A 24,113-nucleotide genomic window follows, 5' to 3' on the forward strand; every position below is an offset into this window, starting at 1 on the left:
GGGGGTCGGTACGCGCTCCCTCGCATACTAAGCGGTCGCTTGCCCTGGGGGAACAGGCTCGTCGGTGTCGTGACGCGCGACCGCGAGCACCGCCACGTCGTCGTCGCGCCCGCCCTTGGCCCACCGGCCCACCGACGAGAACAGGGCCCCGATCAGCCGCTCCGGGTCCGCGTCCGGGACCGGCTTCAGATCGGTGCGGGGGTCGTAGAAGGTCCCCTCCGCGTTCCGCGCCTCCGTCACCCCGTCCGTGACACAGAGCAGGGTGGCGCCGGCGGGGAAGTCGTACGAGCGGGTGCCGCCGATGCCGGGCGCGAGGTCGCGCATACCCAGCGGAGGCGTCGGCTGACCGGTGTCCAGCCGGCTCACCTCACCGTTCCGTACGAGATAGGGGGCGGGGTGGCCGCAGCTCAGCAGCCGCATCGTGGTGCCGGGCCGGTCGATCTCGACGAGCAGCGCGGTGGCGAATGCCTCGGCGGCGTCGACGGCGAACGGGTCGGCGTACTGCTCGACGGAACGGACGATGGCGCGGTCGAGCCGTTCGGCGAGTCCCACCAGGTCGGGCTCGGACTCGGCGCGCTCACGGAACGCGCCGACGATGATGGAGACGGCGGACACCGCGCCGAGCCCCTTGCCCCGTACATCGGCGATGAGCAGCCGCAGCCCGAAGGGCGTCTCCTCCACGGCGTAGAGATCACCACCGATCCTGGCTGCGGCGTCCGCCGCCTCGTAGCGGCAGGCGACGGTCAGCGGGCCGACGATCCTGGGCAGCGGCGGCAGTACGGCGCGCTGCAACTGCTCTGCGGTGGATCTCACCCGGGAGAAGCGCGCGCTCTGGCTGTCGAGCATGCGCCGGACGGCCAGCGCGAGCGCCGAGGCGATCACGATCTCCAGCAGCTGCACGGTCGCCGACGCGTAGCCGTGGTGACTCTGGATCGCGGAGACGCTGGTGAGCCCGATACCGATGGCCACGATCAGCAGGGTGTAGCGGAACGTGCCGCTGATGGCCGCCGCCATGGCGGCGACGGCGATGAGCGCGGCGCCGCTGACGATCTTGGGCGTCACCAGTTCGAGGCCGACGGAACCGACGAGCAGCACCGGGGGCAGCCAGGGATACTGCTGGAGGCGGGAGTGCCGCTCGTCCATGTCACCGGTCGTTCCGCGCCGCACCCGTCTCTCCATCCGGTAACCACATCACGGGAGCGATGCGCTCGCCGTGCTGCGAAACCACCAAAAACCGTCGGGACGGCCGCGTGCGGGGTGCCGGGTCAGCGGCCGAAGACCTCGAAGGCCACCGCGGGCCGACCGCCGAAGCGCGCGGCCACCTCCCGCGCGTTGGCCATGAGGAACGTACGGCAGTACGCCTCGGGGTCCTCGTCCGTCAGCACCTCGATATAGCTGCGGTGTTCGAGCAGCGACTGTACGGAGCGCTCCAGCCCGGCCGTCGCGTCGACGGCGTGCGTCGGGGTGGCGGATCCCGCGACGGCCACCCAGCGCACCCCGTCCCACGGCTGGAGCCCCTGCTCCGCGAGTTCGGGGAAGATCCACCGGTTGCCCGCGTCCCCGGCCGCGTCGAGGGTCGCGCGCCCGACGGCACGGTGGTCCGGGGTGTTCCAGGCGGCGGCGCCCCAGGTGTCGCGGTGGTTGAGGGTGATGACGAGTTCGGGCCGGTGGCGGCGGATGGCCGCGGCGATGTCGCGGCGCAGCGCGAGCCCTTCCTCGATCACACCGTCCCTGTGGTCCAGGAAGACCACCTCGGACACACCGACGACGGCCGCGCTCGCCCGCTGCTCCCGCTCGCGCAGCGGGCCCGCGGCGGCGGGGTCGATCGTGTCGATCCCCGCCTCGCCCCGGGTCGCGAGGAGATACGTGACCTCGCGGCCCTCATCGGTCCAGACGGCGACGGCGGCCGAGCAGCCGTACTCCAGGTCGTCGGGGTGGGCGACCACCGCGAGGGCGCGTCGCCAGTCGGCGGGCATGGGCGCGAGCTGTCCGGTCGAATCAGTCATGCCCGCAGGTTAGGTCCTGTCAGACGCCCGACGGGTGACGCCGGCTGACGCACCGTGCCGTTCGGCAGGCGCGTCGTCTCGGGGCGTCCGGGGGCTCCTCCGGGGCCGGAAACCCGGATGCGGTGCCGTACGGCTGCCCCTAGGCTGCGCCCGCGGGCGGGGCGTGCCGGCCGTCGGCGGATCGGAGAGACACGGGGTATGACCAGTCAACTGTTCGCGATCTGTTTCAACGCGACCCGGCCGCCGGACCTCGCGCGGTTCTGGTCCGGTGTCCTGGGCTGGGAGCCGGCTGCGGGTCCGGACGACGGCATCGCGCTCCTGCCGCCCGGCTCCGCGGGGTTCCGGATCCGCTTCCTGCCGAGTCAGGAGCCGAGGACCGGGGAGAACAGGGCGCACTTCGACCTGACGAGCACATCGCCGGAGGATCAGCGCCGGACGGTGGCCAGGGCCCTGGAACTGGGCGGGAACCACATCGACGTGGGCCAGCTCCCGGAGGAGGGGCATGTGGTGCTCGCCGACCCGGACGGCAACGAGTTCTGCGTCATCGAGCCGGGCAACGAGTTCCTCGCCGGCACCGGTTTCATCGGTGCGCTGGCCTGCGACGGTACGCGGGAGGTCGGTTACTTCTGGAGCGAGGCGCTGCGGTGGCCGCTGGTGTGGGACCAGGACGAGGAGACCGCGATCCAGTCGCCGGACGGCGGGACGAAGATCACATGGGGCGGTCCGCCGGTGGCGCCGAAGACGGGCACGAACAGGCTGCACTTCGAGCTGACGCTCCCCGCCGACGCCGACGCCGACCCGGGCAGTGGAACCGACGCGGGCTCGGGCGCCGGTCTGGAGGCGGAAGTCGACCGCCTGGTCTCGCTCGGCGCGACACGCACCGACACCGGCGGGGACGACGGCGACCGGGTGTCGATGCTCGACCCCGACGGCAACGAGTTCTCGCTGAGGCGGCCCCGCCGGACAGGGCCTACGGGGGCGTGACGCGGGCGAGCTGCACGAGCAGCAGGACGAGCCGGTAGGCGTCGGCGAAGTCGGCGGCGGTGAAGCCGACCGTCCGGCCGCCCGCGGCGCGTGAGACACCCGGCACGAGTGTCGCCAGGTCGACCGTGTGGGCGCCGTGGAGGTCGATCTCGACGGCGAGCGGCCCGTCGAGGACGAACGGCTCGACCCGCGCCCGCTGTTCGACGGCGACCGCGGCCGCCTGCCGCAGCCGCTCCCGGGCCTCCTGCGGATGCAGCGCCACGGCGGCGGACTGACCGAGGGCCTGTTTGACCGCGACGGTGACCGCCGGGGGCACCAGTTCGGCGAGTTCGGCGCAGGCCGCGTCGTCGCCGCTGAGCAGCAGGACCGGCGCACCCGCGTGCCCGGCCATGGCGGCGTTCAGACCGATCTCGCCGAGGGAACGCCCGCCCACCCGTACGTCCAGTACGGCGTCGCTCATGGTGTGGGCCAGCACGGCCGGGCCGCCGCCGGCCCGGGCGTGGTAGCCGACGAACATCACCGCGTCGGTGTGCTCGTCGAGCCCGCCGAGCATGCCCATGGGACGGGGTTTCCCGCGGACCAGCCCGACCCGCCGGTCCAGCTCCTCGGGCAGCAGGTTACGGAACGGCCCGTGCGCGTCGGCGACCAGGATCTCGGCCGCCGGGTCGGCGTCCAGGACGCCCGCGATCACGGCGTTCACCTCGGCCGTCATCAGAGCGCGGCCCCGCTCGTAGTCGTGGCGATCCGGATTCGTCTCGGCGGAATGCACGATTCCCGAGACGCCCTCCATGTCGACGGAGATCAGAACCCTCATGAAGCCGGGAGCTTATGCGCTGTGCGGGCGGACCGACAGTGCGCGCGGGACGCCCGGCCGGGGGCGTCCCGCGTCGGAGGCGTCCCGCCGTTCCCGCCGTCCCCGCCGTCAGATCTCGTCGCGCGCCAGTGCCAGCAGTCGGTCGAGCACCCGGGGGCCCGAGGCCCGGACGCCGTCGTGCTCGTACTCGTCGGTGACCCAGGTGCGCAGTCCCCGGACGGCGCGTGCCGTCTCCAGCGAGTGGGCCGTGTCGACGTACATGTCGTCGTGGTAGACGGCGGCGGCGACCGGGACCTCGTTGGCGGCCAGCCGGTCCGGGTCGTACAGCGCCGGCCAGTCCTCGCGGGCGGCGAGCAGCTCCGCCGTCTCGCGCAGCGGTCGCAGCGCGGGGTCGGCGGTGAAGTGCCAGGGATGGATGGTCTCGCCGGTGAAGACCAGCGGGGTGTCGCCGGCCAGGGTCCGCGCCGCGTCGAAGCGGGGGAACTCCGCGCGCACCCGCTCGGCCGACCAGGCGGTGGGCCGGTCGCCGTGGGCGTAGATGGCCTCGTGGACGAGTGCGTACAGCGGGTGCCCGGCGAACGAGAGCTGGGCGGCGACGTTCTCCTGGAAGGTGTCGGAGAGTTCGGGGCCGCCGGGGGTGGGGACGAAGGCGTTCTCCAGCAGGTGGTGCAGCTGGTGGGTGCCGTCGCCGACGCCGAGGAGGATGCCGAGGGACTGGAACGCCTCGGGTGTGAGGGTGTAGCCGTTCGGCAGGACGGGGTGGTGCTCGGTGATGTGTCCGGCGATCCGCCTGGCCTGTTCGACGTCCTGCGGGTAGCGGGCGTAGTGGGCGGCGACCTTGCGTTCGATGCGCGGGTAGGCGGCGCGGTAGACGTCGTCGGGACCGCCGTCGAGGGCGGGCAGCCCGCCGGTGATCAGCACGGTGCGCAGGCCCTCGGGCGCGACGGAGAGATAGCGGACGGCGCAGAAGCCGCCGAAGCTCTGGCCCAGGAGGGTCCACGGGGCGCCGCCGGTGACCTCGCGCCGGACGGCCTCGCAGTCCCGCACGATGTTGTCGGACCTGAAGTGGGCGAGGTAGCCGGCCTGTTGCCGGGCGTCGCCGCGCGCCGGGAGTGTCTGGCGGTTGGCGGGCGTGGAGAGGCCGGTGCCGCGCTGGTCGAGGAAGAGCACCCGGAATTCCTCCAGGGCGCGCCCGAGCCATGCCTGCCGGCCGATGAAGCGGCGGGCTCCGAAGCCGGGTCCGCCCTCCAGATAGAGCAGCCACGGCAGGTCGTCGCCGGCCTTCGCGGTGGCCACGGCCTCGCGCCCGTACAGCTCTATCCGCTCCCCCGCCGGGTTCGCGTGGTCGAGCGGGACCGAGAAGCGGTGGTCGGTGAGGGTGACGCCGGGCTGGCGGTAGCTGGTCAAGGGTGCTCCAGGTTCGGTGCGGTGGTCGGTCAGGTCCGGATCCGGGGCCGGGGCCGGGGCGGTGGTCGGTCACGGGTCCGTGGTGGTCCGCGACCGTTCGGCCGCGGACCGTGTGCGGGCGCCCCCGCCCGCTTCTAGCGTGAGCCCATGATCCGGTTCGAGCAGGTGAGCAAGGTCTACCCGGACGGTACGGCAGCCGTCGACGACCTGTCCTTCGAGGTCGGCGAAGGCGAGCTGGTGACCCTGGTCGGCCCGTCCGGCTGCGGCAAGACGACCACGATGATGATGGTGAACCGGCTGATCGAGCCGACCTCGGGGCGTGTCTTCCTGGCCGGGGAGGACATCTCCACCGTGGATCCGGTGCGACTGCGCCGCCGTATCGGCTACGTCATCCAGCAGGTGGGGCTCTTCCCGCACCGCACGGTTCTCGACAACACCGCGACCGTGCCCGCACTGATGGGCTGGAAGCGGTCGGTGGCGCGCGGGCGGGCGGCCGAGCTGCTGGACCTGGTGGGGCTCGATCCGAAGCTGTACGGGCCGCGCTACCCGGCCCAGTTGTCGGGCGGGCAGCGCCAGCGGGTGGGCGTGGCACGCGCGCTGGCCGCCGATCCGCCGGTGCTGCTGATGGACGAGCCGTTCGGCGCGGTGGACCCGGTGGTGCGCGAGCGCCTCCAGAACGAGTTCCTGAGGCTCCAGGCGACCGTCCGCAAGACGGTGCTGATGGTGACGCACGACATCGAGGAGGCGGTGCGGATGGGCGACCGTATCGCGGTGTACGGGGAGGGGCGGGTCGAGCAGTACGACACCCCGGCCGCCGTGCTCGGCGGGCCGGCCACCCCGTACGTCGCGGAGTTCGTCGGCGCCGACCGGGGGCTGAAGCGGCTGTCGGTCACCACGATCGAGCCGGCCGACCTGGAACAGCCGCCGGTGGCACGGCTCGACGAGCCGGCCGCGGGCGCCGCGCGGCGGCTGCGCGAGGGCGGCGCGCGCTGGGCGGTGGTGCTGAACGGCGGGGGCGAACCGCACGGCTGGGTGTCGGCGGAGGCGCTGGAGGCGGCGGGCGGGAGTGGCACGGTGGGCGAGGCGGCGCGCCGTATGGAGGCGTGGGTGCCGGTCGGGGCGCCGCTGAAGCGGGCGTTCGGCGAGATGCTCCAGCACGACGCGGGGTGGGTGGCGGTGGTGGACGGTCCGCGGTTCGCGGGTGTGCTGACGCCGGCGAAGCTGCACGAGGCGCTGCGCCGGTCGGTCGGCGCGGACGCGCACGGGGTCGCGCGCGGCGAGGTCGAGTTCGAATCGGTGTCGGACGCCTGAATCGTGTCCTGCCGGTCGGGCCGGGCCGCCGGGCGGGGCGCCTGGGAGGTGCTCCCGCCCGGCGGCGGTGGCTCAGCCGCGGGCCACGGCGATCGAGCCCTGGAGCCGTTCACCCGCCTCGTAGACCATGTACGGCACACCCCGGTCGGTGCCGAAGGAGGGTGAGGCGCTGCGCCCGTTGTCGGGCGGTGTGGTGGCCGAGTCGTAGAAGATGCCGAGGTGGTTGCGGCGGCTGAAGTCGTTGCCGACCTCGGTGATCAGCAGATTGCCGCCGTTCTCCTTGCCGGTGTTGTAGACGACATAGGTGCTGCCGTCGCGGCTGAGCAGGTGCGGGCCGCCGATGTTGTTCGCGCCGACGTCGGAGTGCCGGACCAGCGGTGTCCGGTCGAACGTCCAGTTGCGGCCGTCGCCCGACCAGCCCCAGGCGATGTCACGGTGGTTGGACTGGTTGTTGAGCATGAAGAGCATCACGTAGTGCGCGCCGCGTGAGGGCAGTTCGTGCGCGAACACGCGGGCGTACGAGGTCTCGGTGCTGCCCGCGGGCATCATGGCGGTGGTGAGGACCACCTTGTCGTACGTGAAGGTGATCCCGTCCTTGGAACGGGCGAGGCGGGTCGTGCCGTTCTCGCCGTGGAAGTAGAGCCACAGCTCCTTGAGGTCCGCCCGCCAGATGACGTGCGGCGAGGCGACGTGGCTGACCTTGTAGTGCGGCTGCCAGTTGTTGGAGACGATCGGGTTGGCGGGGTACTCGGTGAACGGCCCCTCCAGTGAGTCGCCGTAGGCCAGGCAGATCCCGCCGGGCGCGTCGTGCGGACCGTAGTAGAGGTAGTAACGGCCCAGCGGATTGGCCAGTTTGTCGTAGACGCCCCGGACGCACGGGAAGATGATCTCGCCGGTCGGGTTGTACTTGAGCTGAGACGGCGTCAGAAGCGTCTTCAGATAACGGTAGTTCGGGAATCCGCCGGGCGCCGCCGCCACCGCCGGGGCGGCGGGTGCTCCGGCGGTGGCCGCGGCGGCGCTGCCCGCCGCCGCGCCGGTGGCCACCGCTCCGGACGCCACCGCGGCGGTCGCCGCCGCCGCGCGCAGGAACATCCGCCGGCCCGGATCGCGCGGCTCGTCGGCGGCGCGCCGCCGCCCGTCGTCGTGCTGCCCGTTCGTGTCGTGCTGTGTCATGTCGTTCTCCGTCCCGGGAGTGAGAGATCACAGATAGGTCGCGGCGGTGACGCAGAATCCGCCGAGGGCGACGGCCCAGACGTACGGCAGGGTCCGCAGCATCACCTGCTGCGGTGTGACCCCCGCGTACTGGGCGCTCCATACGGTCTGGGTGCTGGTCGGGTCGGACACACCGAAGACCTGGTTGTACGAGGTGGCCAGCCCCAGTACCGCGACGGCCGGGTAGATGCCGGCGGCGATGAGGACACCGGCGATTCCGGCGCCGAGGCCGAAGACGTTCAGCGGTCCCCGGTAGAGGCAGAGCGGTACGAGGAGGGTGAAGACCGCGACGAACAGCACCGGGTTCTGCGGGCTGACCGCCTTGATCAGCGGCTCCAGGGCCTCCACCGCGCCGGGCAGCTTCACCGCGGCGAGCAGGATGCCGATGGCGATGAACAGCACGATCGGCGCCGCCGCGATCTCGAAGCCGCCGTACAGGGTGCGCAGCAGCCGCTTGTTCATCTCGCCCGGCCGGGTGGTGGTGAACAGCGCGTACAGGACACCGGCCAGCATCGACGGCAGGATCGGGATCTCGAAGCCGAGGGCGAGGACCAGCGGCACGAGCGGGGTGAGCAGCGCGTACCACGGTGCGTCGCCGAGCTGCTTGCGGCGTGGAACGGGCTTGGCGGAGGCGGACTTGAGCGACCACGCGTGTTCGACGCCCCGTCGCCGCGTCTCCACGAGGACGAAGACGACGGCCGCCGCCAGGGCGAACGGGAACAGCTTCAGCATGAAGCCGCGCACCGTCTCGACGGGCAGTTCCAGCGCGGTCGAGAAGAACTGCCAGATGGGCAGTTCGAAGGGCATGCCCGCGGCGATGCCCATCAGGATGGTGCCGGCGGCGGTGACCTTGGGGATGCCGACGGCGATCATGGCGGGGATGCCGATGATTCCGGCGAGCATCGCGGCGGGTGCCGAGCCCGTGACCGTGCCGACGAGGGTGGAGACGCCGAGGACTCCGAGGGCGACCACGACCGGGCGGTCTCCGCCGAATTCGACGATCTTGCGGACGAGGGTGCCCGCGATGCCGGTCTCGTCGAGGAGTTTGCCGAGCCAGGAGCCCAGCAGGATGGCGATCATCGTGGCGGCGAGGGCCGGGGCGCCCTCCTGGACGACCGTGTCCAGGACGCTGTTCTCGCCGGTCAGCGGGGCACCGGCGAGGAAGGCGATGGCGACGGCCAGGATGACGAGGGCGAAGGCGGTGGGGAGTCTGCGGGTGAGCATCGCGGCGACACCGGCCGCCATGACGAGAAGGATGACGACGCCCATGGCGTTACTTCTTTCTTCCGTGCGGGGGCCTGTGCGGGGCCCCGTGCTGCGGTTCGGCCACGGCGGCGAGGGCGGCCGTCAGCATGAGCGGGCTGCGGCCGAGGCCGCAGACGGTGCGGGCGTAGGCGTGGGCGGCTATCTCGTCGGCGCCCGCGACATGGCCGTGGAGGCGGTGGCGTCCCGCGCGCAGCACGACATGGCCGAGGGACCGTTTCAGCGCCGTCTTGGCCGGGCCGTGGTGGAGCCGTTCGTGCACGGCCTCGTGGGCGATCGCCGCCGCCCGCAGCGAACCGGCGGGATACCAGTGGCGCCAGCCGAGCCGGTCGGTCAGCTCCTCGGCCAGGGCCAGGGTGTCGGTGAACAGTTCGACGGTCGGCACCGGCCGGGAGGTGTAGCGGGCCAGGAGGCCCTTCGCCAGGCCGTCGCCGCTCTCCACCACTCGGGCCGTGGCGGCGGGGGGCTCGGGTCCGAGCGCGAGCGCGGCGCCGAACTCGTCGGCGGTACGCGCCCATCGGCGCAGCCGCTCGGGGTCGCGGCCCTCGTGGGTGGGGGTGTTCGCGAGCAGCCGGACGCCGAACTCCGTGTCGTCGGTCGCCACGAGCGCGCCGAGTTCCTCCAGCGTCCCCGGACTCACGCGGCCGAGCGGGGAGGCGGTCATGACCGCACCTCCAGCACGGCGACGACCGGTTCGTCGGCGGCGCGTGCGCGCAGTTCGCTGCGGGCGAGCGCCAGCAGGGGCCCCGGGTCGAGCACACCGGAGAGGTCGGCGATCCGGGAGCCGAGCAGGAGCCGCAGGGCGGGGGCGCGGACGCCGCCGTCGCCGTACGACGTGGCCTCCTTCACCAGCCCGGCGAGGACCTCGGGGGCGCGGCCGACGGTCGTGGTCTCGACCCGGGCGTCCGGCGCGTGGAGCCGTACGACCCCGTCGGCGTCCACGACCCGTACGGGGTGCCGGTCCGCGCGGAACCGCCGGCGCACGTCGGTGCCGTACACGGTGTGCGCGGGGGTGCCCGCGAGGACGCGCACCGACGCCGGGTCGGTCCTGAGGCTGTCGGCGGCGGCCCGGAGCCGGTCGGCGTCGTCGGCCCGGTGGGCGCGGTCCTGCGTGCGCAGTTCGGTGGCGCCGGTGGCGACGGCCCGTACGGTGCTGGTCTGCGGGTCGACGGTGACCTCCACCTCGACACCGTCGGCGGCGGCGCCCTGGGCGACCACGGCGGCCTCGGCCTCGGCCCGTACGGCGAGGATCTGTTCCTGTCCGGCGCCCGGGATGATGCGTTCGACCTGCTCACGGATGAGGGCGAGGGCGACACCGATGGGGCTGATGACCTCGTTGTGGCGGGCGATCCTGCCCTCCTGGCCGGAGACGGCCGCCAGGTGCGGGGTGACGGAGGCCGCGCCTCCGCCGCCGCCGACGAGCACGGCGGTGTCCTTGTCGAGGCGGTAGTCGCGGATCATCGCGTCGACCACGGACTTCACCTGGTCGGTGCCGGCGTCCAGGACGCGGGCCGCCGCCGTGGCGACGTCGGTGCCGAGCGTGGCCGCCAGGGGTTCGATCGCGGCCTTCGCCACGGCCGGGTCGCAGTGCGCGAAGTCGCCTTCGGGGACCCGGCCGAGCGCGTTGGCGGCGCAGGTCATGGTGATCGCGAAGCGTCCGCCGGCGGCGTCGAGGACCGCGTAGTCGGCGGGGTCGTCGTCCATGGGCCGGACGGTGGTGACCTTCGCGTCGCGCAGGTCGTCGAGCGTCGCGTAGCAGGCGTACGGGAGCCCGGCGATGTGCGCGCTGCGCGGTCCGGCGCCGGTGACCTTGCCGCCGCCGATCCGGACCATGGAGCCGCCGCCGACGCCGACGGTCCGTACGTCGAGCGCGGACAGGTACGACGTCCTGCCGAGGATGGTGGCGTGCCGGACGGCGACCTTGCCGCGCCGTACGACGCTGATGTCGGTGGACGTGCCGCCGGTCTCCAGGAACAGGCCCTCGCTGATGCGCTCCTGCATGAGCGCCCCGGCGACACCCGCCGCCGGGCCGGACAGCACGGTGAGCAGCGGCCTGCGCCGCATCTCGTCGAGGGACATCACTCCCCCGTCGCAGCGCATCACCATCAGCGGCGCGCTCACGCCCGCCTTGACGACGGAGGCGTCGACGAGGTCGGCAGTGGCGAGCATGCGCGGCAGGATCGCGGCGTTCACGACCGCGGTGCGGGTGCGTTTGTGGAGCCCGTACAGGGAGGTGATCTCGTGCGCGGCGGTGGTGGGCAGCCCCCGCTGCGCGGCAGCGGCGGCGACGGTGTCCTCGCCCTCGGGGCGGTCGACGCTGAACGGCTGGCTGGTGACGACGACTTGGGCGCCCTCCTGGACGACCGCGTCGAGGGCGGCGCGTACGGCGGGCGCGTCGTCCGGGTCGGGCACGTGCGCGTAGGCGAGCGGAAGCCGTTTGCCGGGGGTGAGTTCGAGCTTGCGGAAGGCGGCGAGCCTGCGGGTGAACGCGGCGCTCGGACCGGTGCCGATGCCGATCAGACCGACGGTGGCGACGTCGCCCTCCAGCAGGGCGTTGGTAGCCTGGGTGGTGCCGTGGGCCAGGAAGGCCACGTCCTGCGGGGCGTGTCCGGTCTGTTCCAGCAGGCGGTCGAGAGCCTCGACGATGCCGTGGGCGACGCCGTCCTCGTGATGGTGGCTGGTGGGGACCTTCACCTGCCCCAGAAGTCGCAGGGTCGTGGCGTCTACGGCCACGGCGTCGGTGAAGGTTCCGCCCACGTCGATGCCGACGCGGATGCGGTGGGTGTTCATGGCTTGGGCACCTCCTTGTGCAGGGTGGGCATGGCGCGGGCGGTGAGGCCGGGCGGGGCAGGTGGAGCTGCTCCTGCCCGGCTGTCCGCCGCCGTTGTGGTGCGCTGGGCGGCCGCTTCGCCGGCAGCCGCTTCCGTCAGTAGCCGCGTACGTCCGGCCAGTGGCGCTGAACTCCTTCACGGTCGAGCAGCCGGGCGAACCGGTCGAACCGCTTGTCCTCGGCCTGGACCTGGTGGGGTTCGACGCCCTCGGCGACGCAGTGCGCGGCCAGTGCGCCCGCGACCTCGCCGATGTTCCATTCCACCGGGTGGAGCCGGTAGCAGCCGTTGGTGATGTGGGTGGTGCCGATGTTCTTTCCGGCGGGCAGCAGATTGCGGACGCGGCGCGGTACGAGGGCGCCGAGGGGAATCTCGAAGGGCACCGATCCGATGTCGATGTAGTTGTCGCCGCCGGTCGAGGGGTGCAGGTCGATGCGGTAGTTGCCGACGCCGACGGAGTCCCGGTAGCGGGTGCCGCCGTAGGGTCCGACGATGTCGATCGCGACGTCGTGCTCGGTGACGGTGGTGACCGCCTTGATACGGCGGGACTCGCGGACGTACGGCGCCTTGGCCAGCCCGTCGGGTGTGCCGGTGACGTCGGGGCGCGGTCGCAGCCCGGGGAATCCCTTGCCCCCGTCGGGGCGGGGCGCCTCGGTCTGGAGCCAGTAGAGGACCGACAGCGACAGCTGGCGGGCCTCGGCGAGGGCGGCCGCCGACGTCTCCTCGCCGGCCCCGATCAGGGGCTTGAGCCAGTAGTCGTTCAGGGGCCAGTTGACGAGCGTGATGTCGGAGTCGAACGCGCCGGGCCGGTGCAGCTTGCGGGCGAGGATCCGGCGGAAGCCGAACAGTTCCTTGTCGCCCGCGTCGGCGGACTGGTCGGCGGTGACGTCGAGCGGGTCGAGGTCCGGATTGGGGACGAAGGTGCGCGGTACGGCCTCCAGGGTGCGGGGGTCCGGCGCGAGGAAACCGAGGAGCGGTCCGGGCCAGAAGTCCGGCTGGTAGCTCCGCCAGAAGTCGTAGTCGGCCGGTCGCTCGATGGTGTGGTCCTCGCCCTCGTGGTGGGAGAGCGCGAAACACACGGTGATGCCCTGCTGGTTGAGGGGCTGGGCCTCGTCGGGGGCGTGCGGCTCGTCGAACTCGCTGCGCGCCTCGGCGCCGATCACGTGCTCCACACCGGCGAGTTCGAGGAGTTCACCGGTCTCCGTCGCGTCGATGACGTAACGGGCGGTGATCGTACGGCACCCGCCGTCGCGCAGATCGGTGAGCGTGACGGAGCGTACGGTGTCGTCGTCGCCCGCCTCGGCGGCGACGGGACGGTGCTCGGTCAGGAGCGTGAGCCGGCCCGACGAGCGGTGCGGCGCGAGCATCGCGTCCAGCACCGCGAGCGCGACGCGCGGTTCGTGGCAGAGCTTGCTGACGCGGCCCGCGCCCGGGTTGAGGTCGGTGAGGGCCAGCGCCTCGGAGCGCAGCGGATACCACTGCCGGTAGTGGTCCCTGATGGAGTCGCGCAGGGTGCGGTAGGAGGCGGTGGTGCCGAACTGCTCCACCCACGGGTGCTCGTCCGGCGGGACGGCCTGGGAGGTGAGCTGGCCGCCGATCCAGTCCGTCTCCTCGGTGAGGACGACGGTGCGTCCGGCACGGCAGGCGGCGAGGGCGGCGGCCACGCCGCCGAGCCCGGAGCCCACGATGAGGATGTCGGGTGCGGATGTCACGGGTCTCCTTGAATGGCTGGGTGGTACCTGGTGCGGTGTTTCGTTCGCCGGGGCGGGCCCCGGACGATCGCCGGGGCGGGCTCCGGACCGGCCCGTTCGCGGGTGCGGACCGGGTCAGGGGTGGGCGGGTGGCGGTCCGGCCGTCGTGCCGGGTCTGAAGGCGCAGGCGACGAGCGGTTCCATGGCCTGCTCCCCCGCGACCAGCGCGGCGAGCATCCGCACGGCGGCGGCGCCCAACTGCGGTCGGGGGATGTCGAATCCGGTGGGTGTCGGCCCGTCCGACAGGTCCGGCGGCGGGCTGCCGAGCAGCGCGAGCGAGGCGTCGCGCGGACAGTCGATGCCGACGAAGTGCGCGGCGCCGTACAGCGCCCGCCAGGCGTCGCCGGTGTCGGTCTCCTCGGCGACGAACGCGGTCACGCCGTCGTCGAGCCAGCCGCGCAGCCGGGCGGCGGTGAGGTCGTGCTCCGGGTCGGCGGAACGGAAGACGGCGTCCGGGCCGCCGGGCAGCCCCGCCTCCTCCAGCCCTTTGAGGAAGCCGTGCTCACGGTCGGTGGACGCGGGGGCGTCGTCGTCCTCGCGTACGAGCACGATCCGCCGGTGGCCGAGTTCCGCGAGGTGCGCGACGACCTCCCGGCTGGCGCTGATGTAGTCGGCGCCGACCCAGGCCAGCCCTTCCAGCTCGTCCCTGCGGCCGAGGTGGACGACGGGGAAGCCGTCGGCGACCAGCCGCAGCAGGTCGTCGGCGGGCGCGTGGCGGCCGAGGAAGAGGCAGCCGTCGGCGAGCCGCACACGGCCCAGGGCGTGCGGTCCGGCGGCGCCCGCGCCGCCCGTGCTGGAGCCGGTGAAGAGCACCAGGTCGTAGCCGCGGGCCGCCGCCTCCTGCTCGACGCCGACGAGGAACGGGTAGTACGAGTGCTGCACGTCGGTCGGGAAGGTGGACGTGAAGCTGAAGACCCCGAGCAGGTTGTTGCGCGCGGCGGCCAGCCGGCTGGCCGCCGGGTCGGGGACGTATCCGAGGATCCGCACCGCGTCGAGCACCTTGCGCCGGGTCTCCTCGGAGATCGTGGCGCCCTGCTTCCGGGCCCCGAGCACCAGCGAGACCGTGGCCTGCGAGACCCCGGCGAGCCTGGCGACCTCGGCCTGGCGGGGCCGTGACGTCCGGCCCGCGGGCGCGGGGGTCCGGCCCGGCCGGGCCCGCTTCCTGGGTTCCTCCACCGTGTTCCTCCGGATCGTTAATGCGTATTACTAATGCGCATTAGCGAGTACTGTGGACCCTTCGGACGGCACCGGTCAATAGATCGAGCCGGACTTCTTTCGCCCACGTCCGCGCCTCCCCTCCGGTCCCCCACCGGCTCTTCTGCGACGGTGGGACGGGCCGTACGGTGTGGTCGTCCGCCCGCGAAACCAGAGGTGATCCCGCGCATGGCCCTGTTCGATCTGCCCCTCGACGAGCTGCGGAACTACCGCAGCCGGTCCGTGGAACCGGCCGACTTCGACGCCTTCTGGGCGACGACCCTCGGCGAGGCCCGCGGCCACGATCTGGACGCCCGTTTCACACCTGTCGCGACGGGACTGTCGACCGTGGAGGTGTACGACGTGACCTTCGCCGGCTTCGGCGGCCACCCGGTGAGGGGCTGGTTCGTGGTGCCGGCCGGGACGAGCGAACCGCTGCCCCTGGTGGTCGAGTTCGTCGGTTACGGCGGCGGGCGCGGTATGCCGTTCGCCCGGCTGCTCTGGGCCTCCGCCGGGTTCGCGTACTTCGTGATGGACACCCGGGGGCAGGGCGCGGGGTGGGGCGGCGGTGACACCCCCGACCCGGTCGGCAGCGCGTCGGCGTTCCCCGGTTTCCTGACCCGGGGCATCGAGGATCCCTACGAGTACTACTACCGCCGTGTCTTCACGGACGCGGTCCGCGCGGTGGAGGCCGCCCGCTCGCATCCGCTCGCCGACGCCTCCCGGACGGCCGCGATCGGCCGCAGCCAGGGCGGCGGGATCACGCTGGCGGTGGCCGGGCTGATACCGGATCTGGTGGCGATCTCACCCGACGTGCCGTTCCTCTGCGACTTCCCGCGGGCGACGACGCTCACCGACCGCGACCCGTACCGCGAGGTGGGCAGGTACCTCAACACCTACCGGCGCCGGGGCGAGCAGGTCCGGCGGACGCTCAGCTACTTCGACGGAGTGCATTTCGCGGCGCGCGGCCGGGCGCCGGCGCTGTTCTCGGCGGCGCTGGAGGACCAGACCTGTCCACCGTCGACGGTGTTCGGGGCCTTCAACGTCTATCCGCACGCGGACCGGACGATCGAGGTGTACGAGTTCAACGGCCACGAGGGGGGCCAGGCGTACCAGGAGGAGCTCCAACTTGCCTGGCTGCCGCCTCGTCTGACGGGGTGACAGGTCGGCGTTCCGGGCGGCCCTCAGCCGGCGGGGATCAGCCCCTGACTCCTGAGATAGTCCTCGGCGACGTCCTCCGGCAGCCGCCGCCAGCTGTCGACCCGCTGGTTCATCGCTGCCAGGTCCCGGGTGGTGAGCACGGTGTTGAGCTTGTCGAGCGCGTTCCGTACCCGTGCGGCGCCCGCCCTGGACCGGTTGACGACGGGCACGACGTGGTCGGCGTTCTGGAGTCTTCTGTCGTCGGTCAGGATGACGAGCCCGAACTCGTCGAGCGTCCCGTCGGTGGTCGTGGTGACCACCATCTGGTCCCGCCCGTTCCGCACGGCCTGTTTGGACGGTGTGGTGCCCACGCCCTTGGGGTCGACGGAGGTGATACGGATGCCGTACGTCTTCCTCAACCCCGGTGCGCAGTAGGGGCGCCGTACACACTCGTCCCCCGCCGCCAGCCGTACGGGCAGCTTGGACCGCCCGAGGTCGGAGAGGGTCCTGAGCCGGTGCTCGCGCGCGTAGGCGGCGCTGACCGCGTACGCGTTCTGGTCGACGGCGCGGCCCGGTCTCAGCACGTCGAGCCCGCGCCTGCCCGCCAGTTCGCGCAGCACCTTCATGGTGGCGGCCAGGTCCGGTGAGCCGACGGTCGCCGCGTCGGCGCCGTTGGCCTTGGCGTTGAGCCAGTCGGCGAAGGTGGCGGCGTACTCCGGCACGACGTCGATCTGACCGCTCTCCAGGGCGGGTTCGTAGAGTTCGCGGTTGGTGACGGAGAGGACGCGGGTGCGGTAGCCCTCCCGGCCGAGGAGGATCGCGTACATCCGGGCCAGCAGGTCGCTCTCGGTGAAGCCGGCGGATCCGATGGTCAGATCCTGGCTGTCGCCGGGGGACGCGGTGACCGCGCCCCGGTTCTCCAGGGACGGTCCGGTGGCGCAGCCGCCGGCGGTCGCGGTGCCGGTCAGCGCGAGGAGCAGGGCGAGGGCCGGCGCGACGGGAGCGCGGAAGACCCTTCGGCGCGGGCCCGTCCGGCGCGGGCTCATCCGGCGCCCCCTCTCAGCCACCGCGGCCCCAGCCGCCGCGCCACCTCGAAGACGGCTTCCGCCAGGAGCGCCAACACCGCCACGAGCACGGCGCCGGCGACGACCATCGGCGTGGACGCCAGGTTGAACCCCGCGGTGATGATCCTGCCGAGCCCGCCGCCGCCCACCAGCGCGGCGATGGTCGCGGTGGCCACGAGTTGGACGGCCGCGATCCGTACCCCGGTGAGGATCAGCGGTGCCGCGAGGGGCAGTTCGACCCGCCACAGCGACTGACGCCCCGTCATGCCCATTCCCCGCGCGGCTCTCACCACGTCGGGGTCCACACCGCGCATCCCGACGTAGGCGTTGGTGAGCAGCGGCGGGACGGCGAAGAGGACGAGCGCGACGACGGTCGGCCAGACACCGTGCCGCCCGATCGGGGTGAGGAGCAGCAGGACCAGTACGGCGAAGGTGGGGACGGCCCGGCCCACGTTGGAGATGTTGACGGCGAGCACGCCGCCCCTGCCGAGATGGCCGAGGACGAGGGCGACGGGCAGCGCGACGGCGCAGCTGATGAGCAGGCAGACGACGGTGAGGAAGAGATGTTCGCCGAGGCGGTTCCAGATGCCGTCGGAGCCGGACCAGTGGGAGCCGCTGGTGAGCCAGGACCAGGCGTCGGACAGGGTGTTCACGCGCTTCGCTCCCCCGGCCGTCTCGTCCACGGGGTGAGGACCCGCTGGATCGCGAGCAGCAGCAGGTCGGCGGTGATCGCGATGAGCACGCAGAGGACGGACGCGGTGAGCACCTGCGCGCGGAAGAAGGTGTTCATCCCGGCGTAGATGAGATTGCCGAGTCCGCCGTGGCCGACGATCGCTCCGATGGTGACGAGGGAGACGGCCGAGACGGTGGCGATGCGCAGGCCCGCCATGACGGCGGGCAGCGCCAGCGGCATCTCGACCGCGAGCAGCAGTCTGACCGGGCCGTATCCCATGCCGCGCGCCGCCTGCCGGGTCTCCTCGGGTACGGCGCGCAGTCCGGCCAGGATGTTCCGTACGAGCAGGGTGAGCGAGTAGAGGACGAGCCCGGCGACGACGAGCGAGGCGGAGAGCCCGTACACGGGCAGCAGCAGCGAGAACATCGCGAGCGAGGGGATCGTGTAGAGCACGGTGGTGCCGCCGAGTACGGGGGCCGACGCCCACCGCCACCGCCGGGCCGCGACGGCGAGGGGTACGGCGAGCGCGAGCCCGATGAGCACGGCGGCGGCGGTGAGCTGGAGGTGCTGGAGGACGGCGTCCCAGAGGAGCTCCCGGCGGCTGGTGAGGTAGGCGCCGCAGATCCAGTCGTTGCGGGCGAGGCAGTCGTCGGGGGGTGCGGTCACCCGCCCATTCCAGCGCTGTTCCGGGGGTGCCGCGCGTGGGGTTGGCCCGTACGTGCGGCCCGGCTTCCGGGGCGGGGCGGGTGCCCGGCGTCGTATCTGAACCGGGGGTCCGGGACCGCGGTCGCGCTCGGGGAGGGGTGGCCGGTAGGCCGGGGGTCATTCGGGCGCGGCGTCCTCGGGGGTGCCCCGGGCCAGGCCCGCGAGCAGGTCCAGGGCGTCGGTGAGGGTGCGGTGGGAGGGGGTGCCCAGGGCGAGCCGGACGGCGTTCGGGGCGCGGCCGGTGCCGACGGTGAACGCGGCGCCGGGCGCGATGGCGATGCCCTGGCGGGCGGCCGCGGCGACGAAGGTCTCGGCGCGCCAGCGCTCGGGCAGCTCCCACCAGCAGTGGTAGCCGTGGGGGTCGGCGCGCACGGTGGAACCGGCCAGGCTCCGGGCCCTGATCCGCTGGCGCTCCAACGCGTCGGCCCGCTTGGCCCGGCCGATCGCCGCGGCGGTGCCGTCGGCCATCCACTGCGTCGCGGCGTCGAGGGCGAACCGGCCCGCGGACCAGGCGCCCGACCGCAGGGCGGAGGCCAGACGCTGCTCGAACGCGGGCGGGGCGACGGCGAAGCCGAGCGTCAGACCGGGCGCGAGCCGCTTGGACATGCTGTCCAGGACGATGGTGCGTTCGGGGGCGAGAAGGGCGAGCGGCGGCACGTCGTCACGGAGGAATCCGTAGATGGCGTCCTCGATGATCCACAGGTCCGACGCCCGGATCGTCTCGACGAGTCGCGCCCTGCGGTGCGGGGGAATCGTCATGCCCAGCGGGTTGTGGAGCGTGGGCTGGAGATAGACGGCCCGCAGCGGCGGGGCGTCCGCCAGGGCTTCGGGCAGGAGTCCGTCCTCGTCCATGGCGAGCGGGACGAGGGTGATGCCGAGGTGGGCGGCGATGCCCTTGACGACGGGGTAGGTGTACTCCTCCACGCCGAGCCGCTCCCCGGCGGGGACGGAGGCGGCGAGGGCGGCGGCGATCGCCTGGCGGCCGTTTCCGGCGAAGAGGATCCGGTCCGGTCCGGGCGTCCAGCCGGCCCGTGCGAGGAGGGGCGCGGCGGCCTCGCGGGCGGCGAGGGCGCCGGACCGGCCGAGGGGCCGCAGGCTCGCGGCGAGCACGTCGGGACGCTGGAGGCGCGCCATCCCAGCGGCGAGCATCCCGGCCTGCTCGGGCAGTACGGGGAAGTTGACCTCCAGATCGACCCTGGCCTCGCTGGGCTCGGTGAGCACGGGCTGCGGTCCGGGCGGCGCGGCGCGCACGAACGTCCCCCGGCCCACCTCGCCGACGGCGAGTCCGCGCCGGACCAGCTCGCCGTAGACCCGGGCGGCCGTGGAGTTGGCGATGTGCCGGCTCCGGGCGAACGAGCGCTGCGGCGGCAGCCGCTCGCCGGGGCGCAGCCGGCCGGCCCGGATGTCGGCCGCGAGCTGATCGGCGATCAGCCGGTAGTCCTCCATGGCGCCCCTCTCCCGCGGCAGCTCGTGGCCGCTTGCCACTTGCCGCACGACATTGCACCGAGCTCAATTCCATTATTGCATCGAGATATTGCACCACTTAGCATCGAGAAAGCAAGAGGGACCGCACGGACCCGAGCACCCGGGCCGAGCACGGGACGAAGGACGGAGGACGCGCACATGAGCACCATGACGCTGCACGACATCACCCTCGCGTACGACGACGAGGGCGGGAAGGCGGGTGCGGGCGGCGAACGGAACGGGGGCGGCGCCGAGGTACTGGTGCTCGTGCACGGCCACCCGTTCGACCGCTCGATGTGGCGCCCCCAGATCGAGACGTTCGCCGGCCCCAGGCGGCGCGTGATCGCCCCGGATCTGCGCGGCTACGGCGGCTCCACCGTCCTGCCGGGCAAGACGACACTCACCACCTTCGCGTGGGACGTCGCCGCCCTGCTCGACCGGCTGGACGTCGAACGGGTGGTGCTGGGCGGACTGTCCATGGGCGGCCAGATCGTGCTGGAGTTCTACCGGCTCTTCCCGGAGCGGGTCCGGGCCCTGGTGCTGGCCGACACCTTCGCCGCCGCCGAGACGGAGCAGGGCCGGGCGGCGCGCAACACCACGGCCGACCGGCTGCTGCGGGAGGGGATGGGACCGTACGCGGACGAGGTGCTGACCAGGATGGTGGCGCCGCACAACGTCGAGGCCCTGCCCGAGGTGGCCGCGCACGTACGGGAGATGATGCGCGGCGCGCCGCCCGAGGGCGCGGCGGCGGCGCTGCGCGGCCGGGCCGAACGGCCCGACTACGTCGGCATGCTGGCGCGTGTGGCGGTCCCGGCGCTCGTCGTGGTCGGCAGCGAGGACACGTACACGCCGGTCGCCGACGCGCGCGTGATGAGCGACGGGATACCGGACGCGACGCTCGCCGTGGTCGAGGGCGCCGGGCACCTGCCCAACCTGGAGCGGCGGACGGAGTTCGACGCGGCGCTCTCCGCGTTCCTCGACTCCCTGCCGCCCCTTACCTCCGGGGTAATCGACCGGGCCGGCGGCTTGGAGAACCATCAGGGGGGTCGAGCCGCTTCCCCGAGGAGGAACCCATGAGTTCATCGGATTCGTTCGGTGTCCCCGCGCCGGCCACCGATTCCGGGGTCGTGCGCGGTGACACCGGTCTGCTGCGTCTGGCGCTGCGGCTCGACGCCGTGGCCACCGGAGCCGTGGGTGCCCTCGCGCTGACCGGCTGCGCCGCGCTCGGCCCGGTGCTCGGCCTGCCCGTCGCCCTTCTCGCCGGGGTCGGCGCGTTCCTGGTGCTCTACGCGCTGTTCGTGGCGCGGGTCGGTGCCGCCCCGGTCCCGAACCGGAAGGCGGTAAGGGCGGTGGTGGGCGGCAACCTGGCGTGGTTCGCGCTCAGTGCCGTGACGGCCGCCGCGGGCTGGCTCGATCCGACCGGTTCGGGCACGGTGATGATCGTGGTCCAGGCGGTGGCGGTGCTGGGATTCGCCGACATCCAGCTCTACGGGCTGCACAGGGCGCGCAGGTCGGCGGCCTGACCGGCGGGGTGTGCGTCTCCTATGCTGTGGCCGGGTGCGACAGGACCGAAGTCCGGGAATGGGGACGCACATGCTGAGCAAGCACGAAGCCGCCGAGGCCGTCCGTCGGGCCAAGGTGAAGACCGGGGTGACCTGGGCCCAACTCGCCGAAGCCGTGGGCAGACCGCTCGCCTGGACCACCGCCGCGCTCCTCGGCCAGCATCCGATGGGCGAGGACGAGGCGGCCACGGCTGCGGCGCTCCTCGAACTCGGCGAGGACGCGGCTCTCGCCTTCCGACTCCAGCTTTCACGAGGGGCGTTGGACGCGGCCGTACCGGTCGATCCGACGATCTACCGGCTCTACGAGGTCGTCCAGGTCTACGGCCCGACCATCAAGGAACTGATCCACGAGCAGTGCGGCGACGGCATCATGAGCGCCATCAACTTCCGCCTCGATGTCCGGCGCGTGCCCGATCCCGCCGGTGACCGCGTGGTGATCACGCTCGACGGGAAGTACCTCCCCTACCAGTGGTGACCACCATGGGGTGGCCCCGTCAGGTACGAGCGTGACGGGGTCACGGCGCGGCCCGGCGACGACGGACGACCCGAGGAGCCCAGATGCCCACCGGTCACTCCCGTGACTACCTCCACCTGCGTGCCGCCGGCACCAGCCTGGTCCTCGACTGCACCGGTGACCGGCTGCCGCGGGTGGTCCACTGGGGCGACGACCTGGGTGACCCCGGCGGAGCCGAACTCGCCGATCTGGCGACGGCGGGCGCCGCGCGGCAGATGACCAACACCCCCGACCTGCCCGTCCCGCTCTCCCTCCTGCCGGAGCACTCGGCGGGCTGGCTCGGTACGCCGGGACTGACCGGCCACCGCGACGGGGCCGACTTCTCGACGTCCTTCACCGTCCGCTCGATCCGTACCGTCCGCATGCCCGACCTCCTCCTGGCGCATCAGCTCACCGTCGAGGCCGTCGACGGACACGCCCGTCTCGGCCTGGTGCTGGAGATCGAGCTGACCGCCTCCGGGCTGGTGCGCCAGCGCGCCACGCTCACCAACCGGGCCTCGGCTGAGCGGCCGTTCACACTCGACGGGCTGCTGCTCGCCCTCCCCGTCCCGGCCCACGCCACCGAACTCCTCGACCTCACCGGGCGGCATCTGCGCGAACGCAGCCCGCAACGGCACGAGTTCACGCTCGGTACGCATCTCAGGGAGAACCGCCGGGGCCGCACGGGCACCGACGCGACGCTGCTGCACCTCGCGGGCGAGAGCGGTTTCGGGTTTCGTACCGGTGAGGTCTGGGGCGTGCACGTGGCCTGGAGCGGCAACCACCGCACCCTCGCCGAACGCACCCCCGCCGGGGTGTCCCTGCTCGCCGGCGGTGAGACCCTGCTCTCGGGCGAAGTCCTGCTGGCCGGGGGCGAGTCGTACACGAGCCCGTGGCTCGTCGGATCGTACGGCCGCGGACTCGACGAGCTGGCCGGGCGCTTCCACCGGTACCTGCGTGCCAGGACCCGCCATCCTCGGCGGCCCCGGCCGGTCACCCTCAACACCTGGGAGGCCGTCTACTTCCAGCAGGACATCGACACGCTCACGTCGCTGGCGGACGCCGCCGCCGAGGTGGGCGCCGAGCGGTTCGTCCTGGACGACGGGTGGTTCAGGGGCCGCAGGGACGACGGCGCCGGACTCGGCGACTGGTACGTGGACGAGACCGTCTGGCCGGGGGGACTGGGCCCGCTGGTGAGCCATGTCCGTTCCCTGGGGCTGGAGTTCGGACTCTGGGTCGAGCCCGAGATGATCAGTCCCGACTCCGGCCTCGCCCGCGCGCACCCCGAGTGGATCCTCGCGACGGGTGGACGGCTCCCGCCCGAGTCCCGTCGGCAGCAGGTGCTCGACCTCGGCCACGCCGGGGCCTACGCGTATCTGCTGGAACGGCTCGACGCGCTGGTCGGCGAGTACGGGATCGACTACCTCAAGTGGGATCACAACCGGGACCTCGTGGAGGCCGGACACGGCCCGACGGGCGCCCCCGGGGTCCACGCGCAGACGGCCGCCGTGTACCGGCTGCTGGACGAACTGCGCGCCCGGCACCCCGGTCTGGAGATCGAGTCCTGCTCGTCGGGCGGAGGCAGGGTCGACCTCGGCATCCTGGAACGCACCGACCGCGTCTGGACCAGCGACTGCATCGACGCGCTGGAACGGCAGGAGATACAGCGCTGGACGGGGCTGTTGCTGCCGCCGGAGCTGCTCGGGGCCCACGTCGGCTCACCCGTCTCGCACACCACCGGGCGCGCCCACACCCTCGACTTCCGGGCCGGGACCGCCCTGTTCGGGCACTTCGGCATCGAGTGGGATCTCACCGCGGCCGATCCCGGCGAGCGCGCGCGGCTCGCCGAGTGGGTCGCCGCGTACAAGGAGCTGCGACCGCTGCTGCACACCGGCACCGTCGTGCGCGGCGACCATCCCGATCCGGCGCTGCGGGTGCACGGGGTGGTCGCGGCCGACCGTTCGCACGCGCTGTACGCCCTCGTGCAGACGGCGACGAGCGTGATGTCACCGGCGGGACCCGTCCGCCTGCCCGGACTCGACCCGGAGGCCCGGTACCGGGTGCTGCCCCGGAAGCCCGGCGACCGGCCCGAGGGACCACACCGGTCCGATCCCCCCTGGTGGGAGCGTCCGGCGGGCGTGACGCTGACGGGCAGGATGCTGGCGGCCTCCGGGTTACGGGCGCCCACGCTCTTCCCGGAACGTCTCGTGCTCGTGGAGGCACACCAGCTCTGACCGCCGGG

The 24,113-nt window shown here is 73.0% G+C and carries 21 protein-coding genes; 7 read left to right on the forward strand and 14 right to left on the reverse strand.

From position 1 onward, the window contains the following. Nucleotides 1–27: 27 nt before the first annotated feature. Both ACZ61E_RS00335 and ACZ61E_RS00340 read right to left on the reverse strand, forming a co-directional pair. Nucleotides 28–1,167, reverse strand: a complete 1,140-nt coding sequence (locus tag ACZ61E_RS00335; RefSeq protein ID WP_469696240.1) for a PP2C family protein-serine/threonine phosphatase — start codon at nucleotides 1,165–1,167, stop codon at nucleotides 28–30. Nucleotides 1,168–1,265: 98 nt separating this feature from the next. Continuing rightward, complete coding sequence (locus ACZ61E_RS00340; RefSeq protein WP_469696241.1) at nucleotides 1,266–2,006, reverse strand: PIG-L deacetylase family protein; 741 nt, start codon at nucleotides 2,004–2,006, stop codon at nucleotides 1,266–1,268. A 198-nt stretch (nucleotides 2,007–2,204) separates the two neighbouring features. Between ACZ61E_RS00340 and ACZ61E_RS00345 the strand changes: the two genes are divergently transcribed. After that, the gene (locus ACZ61E_RS00345) at nucleotides 2,205–2,990 is read left to right on the forward strand and encodes a VOC family protein (RefSeq protein WP_469696242.1); all 786 of its coding nucleotides are present in this window, start codon (nucleotides 2,205–2,207) and stop codon (nucleotides 2,988–2,990) included. Here ACZ61E_RS00345 and ACZ61E_RS00350 read toward each other — a convergent pair. Together ACZ61E_RS00350 and ACZ61E_RS00355 are read right to left on the reverse strand one after the other, a co-directional pair. Continuing rightward, nucleotides 2,977–3,804, reverse strand: a complete 828-nt coding sequence (locus ACZ61E_RS00350; RefSeq protein WP_469696243.1) for a M55 family metallopeptidase — start codon at nucleotides 3,802–3,804, stop codon at nucleotides 2,977–2,979. The genes ACZ61E_RS00345 and ACZ61E_RS00350 overlap by 14 nt on opposite strands. Before the next feature lie 108 nt (nucleotides 3,805–3,912). After that, nucleotides 3,913–5,211: an alpha/beta fold hydrolase gene (locus tag ACZ61E_RS00355; protein ID WP_469696244.1), complete on the reverse strand. Its 1,299-nt coding sequence runs from the start codon at nucleotides 5,209–5,211 to the stop codon at nucleotides 3,913–3,915. A gap of 147 nt (nucleotides 5,212–5,358) precedes the next feature. Here ACZ61E_RS00355 and ACZ61E_RS00360 point away from each other — a divergent pair, with 147 nt between their 5' ends. Beyond that, the gene (locus ACZ61E_RS00360) at nucleotides 5,359–6,522 is read left to right on the forward strand and encodes an ATP-binding cassette domain-containing protein (RefSeq protein ID WP_469696245.1); all 1,164 of its coding nucleotides are present in this window, start codon (nucleotides 5,359–5,361) and stop codon (nucleotides 6,520–6,522) included. A 72-nt stretch (nucleotides 6,523–6,594) separates the two neighbouring features. On the opposite strand, the gene ACZ61E_RS00365 is transcribed toward ACZ61E_RS00360, so the two are convergent. The 6 genes from ACZ61E_RS00365 to ACZ61E_RS00390 all read right to left on the reverse strand — a co-directional run bounded on the left by ACZ61E_RS00365 (nucleotide 6,595) and on the right by ACZ61E_RS00390 (nucleotide 14,752). Beyond that, on the reverse strand, nucleotides 6,595–7,695 hold the full coding sequence (locus ACZ61E_RS00365) for a hypothetical protein (RefSeq protein ID WP_469696247.1): 1,101 nt from the start codon (nucleotides 7,693–7,695) through the stop codon (nucleotides 6,595–6,597). 27 nt (nucleotides 7,696–7,722) lie between these two features. Continuing rightward, the gene (locus tag ACZ61E_RS00370) at nucleotides 7,723–9,003 is read right to left on the reverse strand and encodes a TRAP transporter large permease (protein WP_469696249.1); all 1,281 of its coding nucleotides are present in this window, start codon (nucleotides 9,001–9,003) and stop codon (nucleotides 7,723–7,725) included. A gap of 4 nt (nucleotides 9,004–9,007) precedes the next feature. Then, on the reverse strand, nucleotides 9,008–9,661 hold the full coding sequence (locus ACZ61E_RS00375; protein ID WP_469696251.1) for a hypothetical protein: 654 nt from the start codon (nucleotides 9,659–9,661) through the stop codon (nucleotides 9,008–9,010). Further along, nucleotides 9,658–11,787: a hydantoinase/oxoprolinase family protein gene (locus ACZ61E_RS00380; protein WP_469696253.1), complete on the reverse strand. Its 2,130-nt coding sequence runs from the start codon at nucleotides 11,785–11,787 to the stop codon at nucleotides 9,658–9,660. The genes ACZ61E_RS00375 and ACZ61E_RS00380 overlap by 4 nt, the downstream gene beginning before the upstream one ends. Nucleotides 11,788–11,923: 136 nt before the next feature. After that, the gene (locus ACZ61E_RS00385) at nucleotides 11,924–13,537 is read right to left on the reverse strand and encodes an FAD-dependent oxidoreductase (RefSeq protein ID WP_469696255.1); all 1,614 of its coding nucleotides are present in this window, start codon (nucleotides 13,535–13,537) and stop codon (nucleotides 11,924–11,926) included. Nucleotides 13,538–13,651: 114 nt separating this feature from the next. Then, nucleotides 13,652–14,752: a LacI family DNA-binding transcriptional regulator gene (locus ACZ61E_RS00390; RefSeq protein WP_469696257.1), complete on the reverse strand. Its 1,101-nt coding sequence runs from the start codon at nucleotides 14,750–14,752 to the stop codon at nucleotides 13,652–13,654. 207 nt (nucleotides 14,753–14,959) lie between these two features. Between ACZ61E_RS00390 and ACZ61E_RS00395 the strand changes: the two genes are divergently transcribed. Next, the gene (locus ACZ61E_RS00395) at nucleotides 14,960–15,931 is read left to right on the forward strand and encodes an acetylxylan esterase (protein WP_469696259.1); all 972 of its coding nucleotides are present in this window, start codon (nucleotides 14,960–14,962) and stop codon (nucleotides 15,929–15,931) included. A 23-nt stretch (nucleotides 15,932–15,954) separates the two neighbouring features. On the opposite strand, the gene ACZ61E_RS00400 is transcribed toward ACZ61E_RS00395, so the two are convergent. The 4 genes from ACZ61E_RS00400 to ACZ61E_RS00415 all read right to left on the reverse strand — a co-directional run bounded on the left by ACZ61E_RS00400 (nucleotide 15,955) and on the right by ACZ61E_RS00415 (nucleotide 19,798). Further along, a complete protein-coding gene (locus ACZ61E_RS00400; protein WP_469696261.1) occupies nucleotides 15,955–16,956 on the reverse strand; it encodes an ABC transporter substrate-binding protein in 1,002 nt (333 codons plus the stop codon). Next, the gene (locus ACZ61E_RS00405) at nucleotides 16,953–17,627 is read right to left on the reverse strand and encodes an ABC transporter permease (protein WP_469696262.1); all 675 of its coding nucleotides are present in this window, start codon (nucleotides 17,625–17,627) and stop codon (nucleotides 16,953–16,955) included. Before ACZ61E_RS00405 ends, ACZ61E_RS00400 begins: the two co-directional genes overlap by 4 nt. Beyond that, nucleotides 17,624–18,313 (reverse strand): ABC transporter permease, encoded by a 690-nt coding sequence (locus ACZ61E_RS00410; RefSeq protein WP_469696264.1) that lies wholly within the window; start codon nucleotides 18,311–18,313, stop codon nucleotides 17,624–17,626. Before ACZ61E_RS00410 ends, ACZ61E_RS00405 begins: the two co-directional genes overlap by 4 nt. A 156-nt stretch (nucleotides 18,314–18,469) precedes the next feature. Then, the gene (locus ACZ61E_RS00415) at nucleotides 18,470–19,798 is read right to left on the reverse strand and encodes an aminotransferase-like domain-containing protein (protein WP_469696630.1); all 1,329 of its coding nucleotides are present in this window, start codon (nucleotides 19,796–19,798) and stop codon (nucleotides 18,470–18,472) included. 177 nt (nucleotides 19,799–19,975) lie between these two features. On the opposite strand from ACZ61E_RS00415, the gene ACZ61E_RS00420 reads away from it, so the two are divergent. From ACZ61E_RS00420 to ACZ61E_RS00435, 4 genes are all read left to right on the forward strand, one after another. Beyond that, a complete protein-coding gene (locus ACZ61E_RS00420; RefSeq protein ID WP_469696266.1) occupies nucleotides 19,976–20,893 on the forward strand; it encodes an alpha/beta fold hydrolase in 918 nt (305 codons plus the stop codon). After that, nucleotides 20,890–21,339 (forward strand): hypothetical protein, encoded by a 450-nt coding sequence (locus tag ACZ61E_RS00425; RefSeq protein ID WP_469696268.1) that lies wholly within the window; start codon nucleotides 20,890–20,892, stop codon nucleotides 21,337–21,339. Before ACZ61E_RS00420 ends, ACZ61E_RS00425 begins: the two co-directional genes overlap by 4 nt. Before the next feature lie 70 nt (nucleotides 21,340–21,409). Beyond that, nucleotides 21,410–21,853, forward strand: a complete 444-nt coding sequence (gene cynS / locus ACZ61E_RS00430; RefSeq protein WP_469696269.1) for a cyanase — start codon at nucleotides 21,410–21,412, stop codon at nucleotides 21,851–21,853. A gap of 83 nt (nucleotides 21,854–21,936) precedes the next feature. Further along, nucleotides 21,937–24,105, forward strand: coding sequence for an alpha-galactosidase (locus tag ACZ61E_RS00435; protein WP_469696270.1), 2,169 nt, complete (start codon nucleotides 21,937–21,939; stop codon nucleotides 24,103–24,105). Nucleotides 24,106–24,113 lie beyond the last annotated feature (8 nt).

Source organism: Streptomyces sp. NPDC104581 (assembly GCF_055583685.1).